Origin of the sequence: Kutzneria sp. 744, from assembly GCF_000568255.1 — a bacterium.
Classification (GTDB): domain Bacteria; phylum Actinomycetota; class Actinomycetes; order Mycobacteriales; family Pseudonocardiaceae; genus Kutzneria.
The window spans coordinates 209,440-214,250 of sequence record NZ_KK037166.1 but is presented as its reverse complement, the minus strand read 5'-3'; the positions used below and the strand labels follow the sequence as shown (position 1 = coordinate 214,250).

Here is a 4,811-nt window from a genome sequence, read left to right as displayed (position 1 = left end):
AGCTCAAGGAGTCGGTCCGCGACCACGGCGAGCAGTTCGGCATCGAGCTGCACGCCTGGGTGGCCGAGCGCACCGAGCCCGGCCACGAGCTCGAGACCACGCTGATGCTCAACACCGCCCAGGCCGTGGTCGGCACGGCCTACGCCCTGTGGTCGCCGGACGACGGCTTCGACCGACTGCTCGACATCACCCGCGACTGCTTCGCGCGGGCCAGCAACGGATTCGCCTGACCGCTAAGGACAAACCCCATGAGCAAGACTTGGTTCATCACCGGCGCCTCCCGCGGCTTCGGCCGCAGCTGGACCATCGCCGCCCTGCAGCGCGGCGACAAGGTCGCCGCCACCGCCCGGGACACCTCGACGCTCAAGGACCTCGCCGAGACCTACGGCGACGCCCTGCTGCCGATCCAGCTCGACGTGACCGACCGCGACGCCGACTTCGCCGCCGTGCAGCAGGCCCACGCCCACTTCGGCCGCCTCGACGTGGTGGTCAACAACGCCGGCTACGGCCACTTCGGCTTCATCGAGGAGGTCACCGAGGCCGAGGCGCGCGCCCAGTTCGACACCAACCTGTTCGGCGCGCTGTGGATCACCCAGGCCGCGATCCCGCTGATGCGCGAGCAGGGCTCCGGCCACATCGTGCAGATCTCCAGCATCGGCGGCGTCGCCGCGTTCCCGACCGTCGGCATCTACAACGCCTCCAAGTGGGCGCTGGAGGGCTTCACCGAGGCCCTGGCCCAGGAGGTCGGCAGCTTCGGCATCAAGACCACCCTGATCGAGCCCGGCGGCTACGCCACCGACTGGAGCGGCGCCTCGGCCGTGCGTTCCGAGCCGAACCCGGCATACCAGGCGATGCGGGACGCCCAGGCCTCGCGCCGAGCGGCCATGGCCACCACCGCGCCCGGCCCGGACGACACCACCGCCGCGGTGTTCGCGGCCATCGACGCCGAGAACCCGCCCAAGCGGCTGCTGCTGTCCGGCACCGCGTTCGACATCGCGCAGAGCGTCTACGCCGACCGCGTCAAGACCTGGTCGGACTGGGAAGAGACCTCCCGCTCGGCCTGACCTCGCGGGCTGATCTCCTCACCCCACGACGAGTCACGGGGGTGAGGAGATCAGCCCGGCCGCACCGACTAGTACGGTGTGCCCTGCTCGGAATGCCACTGCGAGGGGGTCCACATGACGTATGGTCCGCCGTCCGAACCGACCACACCGGACCCCCGGTTCGATCCGACGGCGCAGCACCAGCAGCCCTGGGTGCCACCGCAGCCGCCGGCCGCCCAGCCGGGTGGCAGCGGGCTGGCCGTGATCGCGCTGCTGGTCGGCCTGTTCGGCTGCGTCGTGTGGCTGCTGCCGATCTACGAGGCCAACCTACGGCACTACCTGCCGTTCCCCTTCGCGATCGGCGGCATCGTGCTGTCGATCATGTGCCTGTCCGGACACCGCCGCGGCACCACCGCCGCCGTGATCGGCCTGCTGCTGTCCGGCCTGGCCCTGCTGCTGGGCCTGGTCATGGTCAGCAACGAGTTCCTGCGCTTCCTGGGCTGAAAACCGAAAACTCGGTCGTGGCCGTGGGCCGATCGCCGTAGCGTGCACGGCCATGAGCGACATCGAGCGTGAGTCACTGCTGGAGTTCCTGCAACGACAGCGGGACCTGGTGCAGTGGAAGCTCCAGGACGCCCCCGACGACGCCCTGCGCGCGATCGGCACCCCCACCGGCCTCACCGCCCACGGCATCGTGCTGCACCTGACCAGCTGCGAACGCGGCTGGTTCCGCTGGGCCTTCGCCGACCAGGTGCCCCCCATGTTCGACGACACCGAGGATCCCGACGCCGACTTCAAGCCGGCCCCCGACCTCACCCTGGCCCAGCTGCTGGCCGACTACGCCGCCGAGACCAAGCGCTCCGACGAGGTCATCCTCGCCGCCGAGTCCCTCGACGACCAGGCCGTCCACCGCGCCAGGAGCCTGCGCTGGATCCTGCTGCACATGATCGAGGAGACCGCCCGCCACCTCGGCCACCTCGACCTCATGCGCGAACAGGCCGACGGCTCCACCGGCGAACGCCCCGAACACTGACCCACCCCCGCGAGTCACGCTCTCCGGCACACCGAAACCCGGTTTCGAGCACACCACTGTCCCGCTCTCGGGCACGCATGTGCAAGGTTCGCGCGCACCCCGCGAGTCCCGCCGAGCGTCACACCGAAACCCGCTCTAACGCAGTTCCGCCAACACCCGCGCCATGTCCTCGTAGTTGGCCGGGATGGTGTCGGCCAGCCCGAGCCGGTGCCGCTCGATCCGCACCGCCCCGAGGTGAACCGCCCGGTACAGCGCCGAGCGCCACACCGCGCTCGGCGACGTCGACGGGCGGCCGTAGGTGTCCCAGAACGCGTCCCGGGCGGTGCCGGGCTTGCGGCCCGCCTCGTAGATGCTCCAGTCCGCCGCCGGATCGCCCCACGACGCCCGGTCGTGGTCGAACACCCCGACGATCCGCTCCCCATCCAGCCGCACGTTCGGTATCCACAGGTCGCCGTGCAGCAGCCGGGGCTCGGTGATCTCGTCCAGCACGGCCGAGTTCTTCGCGGCCAGGACACCGACCTCCCGCATGTCGGAGTCGTCCAGCCCGGCGTCGCGGAGGAACTCCACAGTGGACAGAACCGCTTCGCTCCACGTCGCGTGCGTCGGGCCGGCCGGGCGGCCGAACCGCTCGCCGCGCACCCCGTGCACGACCCGCACGATCTCGCCCACCTGCCGGAAGAACCCCGGTTTGTCGGCCAGCGCCCGGAACCCCTCCGCGCCGGACACACCGCCCAGCATCGTCTGGAACGTGTAGTCCCTCGGCACGAGATCATGCGTGAAGTCGACGAACAGGGTGCGCGGCATCAGGTCGGCGATGGGCGCGAAGAACGGCAGCGACGCGTGCTCGTGCCGCATGAAGTCTCGCTCGATCCGGTACGACCGCGCCGGCGCCACCCGCAGGATCACGGTCTCCCCGCCGAGATCCACCCGGTAGGTCGTGTTGAACGAGCCGCCGCCGAGCTCCACCGCCGACACCGGCTTCCGCCCGAACCCCCGCCCGCACACCGCCACGACCTGTGAGGCGGTCAACGCCTGCTGGAACGCCCCGTCCGGGCGGGTGATCGACTCGTAGCGCACCCGCCGACCCTGCCACGCCCGTCGCCGGCCCGCGAGCGAGTTGCCTACGGCGCGAACACCGGCGCCGGGTCGTAGAACACCCGGAAGTCGGTGATCAGGCCGTCCCCGCCGACCCGCCAGATCGACACCGCCGGGACCGTCACCTGCTTGTCGTCCCGACGCGTGTAGGTCACATCGGTCTCTGCGACCGTCGTGTCCCCGACCGTCCACTCCCGACGGATCTCGTGCCGCAATCCCTTGACGTAGCCGAGGAACGCGATGTTGCCGGCCAGGATCGCCTCCCGCCCGACCAGCGGGTCGCCGTTGCCGAACACCATCGTCGCGTCCTCGGCCAGCAACGCCGACATGGCGTCCGGATCCAGCCGGTCCACCTGCGCGAAAACCTCGGCGGCGCTCATCGCCGGCTCCCCACGAGCGACGCGCCGTAGCGGTCGGACAGCTCGGCGATGCGGGCGAGGCCCTCCGACGCCACCGGAGGCGGCTGCTCACCGGCCCGCGCCGGCGTCCCCGCTTCGGCGAAGAACTGCTCGAACCCGCCCGGCGCCACCAACACCAGCGTCTTGGCCGGCGTCACCCCCGTGTTGCGGAACCAGTGCCCACTGCGCCGGGGCAGGAACACCCTGAGTACTCGGCAGGCGAGCTGGACAGACAGCCCTTCCGAGGCGATCACCGCGACCGCCTCGTACCGCCTTTTGGGGTGCTGCCCTCCTTGAGAAGCTCGGCGGCTCGGTCGGCGGTGCCGGCATCGGCAGTCCCAACAGCCTGGCGGAGTATCTCGCGGGCCGGTTGAGCAGACTGTGGTCAGCGACTGCAGTGTCCGGATTGAGCGGGCCATGCTCTCCAATGCCCATGCCATCGACATGGTCTACCGCGCAGCCGATGGCGGCCGGGTTTCCAGCAGCCTCATCGACAGCGGCACCCTACTCTCAATGTTTCGGCTGCTTGACTGAGATCAGACCTCCGGATCAGTGACCGCCACCCGTACCCGCTCGCGGAACGTGGCCTCGTCCTCCTCAGGGATTTCGGCACGGAGGTCCGCCCGGAGTTGGTCCCAACGCTGCCTCGCCTCCTGGGTGGCCGCCTTCTCACCGGCGAGGTCCTGGCGTAGCGCGGCGATCTGCTCGTGCAGGGGCGCCAGGGACTGCGCATAGGTCTGGCTGGCGGCGGCCAACTGCGCGGTGAGGGCGTCGATCCGGGCCTCGGCGGCGGTGGTCGCCGACTGGGCCTGCTGGCGGAGTTCGACGGCCTGGGCCTGAAGGCGCTCGTCGTGGCGCTGGGCCAGCGTGGCCTGGAGGTCCTGTAGCGCCCGCAGGTGGTCGACGCGGAGCTGCTCGCGCTGCTGGGCGGACTCTTGGCGTTCGCGTTCGAGGACCTGCTGGAGGTCGGCGACGCGGTCCTGAGCCTGGGCGACCTTGTCCAGGGCCTCCTGCTTGGTACGGACGGCGTCGTCACGGACCTGCTCGGCGGCGCGCTGTTCGGCCAGCGCCTGGTCGCGGGCGGTGAGGGCCTCGGTGGCGACGCGCTCGGCGGTCTCCCGCGCGGCGATGGCGTCGGCGGTCTGCTGGCGGGCCTCGGAGGCCTCGGCCAGGGCGCGGTCCCGCTCGGCGACGGCCCGCTCGGTCTCGGCCGGGCCTCCGGCTGCTGGTCCTCGGCGGTTT

8 protein-coding genes are annotated in these 4,811 nt (G+C 71.0%); 4 read left to right on the top strand and 4 right to left on the bottom strand.

The features are described 5' to 3' along the window. From KUTG_RS01075 to KUTG_RS01060, 4 genes are all read left to right on the top strand, one after another. On the top strand, positions 1-230 hold a 230-nt coding region (locus KUTG_RS01075), incomplete at its 5' end, for a hypothetical protein (protein WP_043714269.1). An 18-nt stretch (positions 231-248) separates the two neighbouring features. Further along, on the top strand, positions 249-1,064 hold the full coding sequence (locus KUTG_RS01070) for an SDR family oxidoreductase (protein ID WP_043714268.1): 816 nt from the start codon (positions 249-251) through the stop codon (positions 1,062-1,064). 114 nt (positions 1,065-1,178) lie between these two features. After that, the gene (locus KUTG_RS62935; protein WP_052393659.1) at positions 1,179-1,547 is read left to right on the top strand and encodes a hypothetical protein; all 369 of its coding nucleotides are present in this window, start codon (positions 1,179-1,181) and stop codon (positions 1,545-1,547) included. A gap of 52 nt (positions 1,548-1,599) precedes the next feature. After that, on the top strand, positions 1,600-2,076 hold the full coding sequence (locus KUTG_RS01060) for a DinB family protein (protein WP_043714266.1): 477 nt from the start codon (positions 1,600-1,602) through the stop codon (positions 2,074-2,076). Between the two features lie 135 nt (positions 2,077-2,211). On the opposite strand, the gene KUTG_RS01055 is transcribed toward KUTG_RS01060, so the two are convergent. From KUTG_RS01055 to KUTG_RS60470, 4 genes are all read right to left on the bottom strand, one after another. Continuing rightward, on the bottom strand, positions 2,212-3,153 hold the full coding sequence (locus KUTG_RS01055; protein ID WP_043714263.1) for a phosphotransferase family protein: 942 nt from the start codon (positions 3,151-3,153) through the stop codon (positions 2,212-2,214). 44 nt (positions 3,154-3,197) lie between these two features. Then, positions 3,198-3,551: a nuclear transport factor 2 family protein gene (locus tag KUTG_RS01050; RefSeq protein WP_043714261.1), complete on the bottom strand. Its 354-nt coding sequence runs from the start codon at positions 3,549-3,551 to the stop codon at positions 3,198-3,200. After that, positions 3,548-3,823 carry a cupin domain-containing protein gene (locus KUTG_RS01045; protein WP_157494174.1) on the bottom strand — a complete coding sequence of 92 codons (276 nt, stop codon included), beginning with the start codon at positions 3,821-3,823 and terminating at the stop codon, positions 3,548-3,550. The genes KUTG_RS01050 and KUTG_RS01045 overlap by 4 nt, the downstream gene beginning before the upstream one ends. A 282-nt stretch (positions 3,824-4,105) precedes the next feature. Next, the coding region (locus tag KUTG_RS60470; RefSeq protein WP_369794413.1) for a coiled-coil domain-containing protein at positions 4,106-4,811 on the bottom strand (706 nt) is incomplete at its 5' end.

What these genes read in the sequence shown, in the direction of transcription:
- KUTG_RS01070 (WP_043714268.1), top strand. Translation starts at nt 249, where the DNA reads ATGAGCAAGACTTGGTTCATCACCGGCGCCTCCCGCGGCTTCGGCCGC.
- KUTG_RS62935 (WP_052393659.1), top strand. Translation starts at nt 1,179, where the DNA reads ATGACGTATGGTCCGCCGTCCGAACCGACCACACCGGACCCCCGGTTC.
- KUTG_RS01060 (WP_043714266.1), top strand. Translation starts at nt 1,600, where the DNA reads ATGAGCGACATCGAGCGTGAGTCACTGCTGGAGTTCCTGCAACGACAG.
- KUTG_RS01050 (WP_043714261.1), bottom strand. Translation starts at nt 3,551, where the DNA reads ATGAGCGCCGCCGAGGTTTTCGCGCAGGTGGACCGGCTGGATCCGGAC.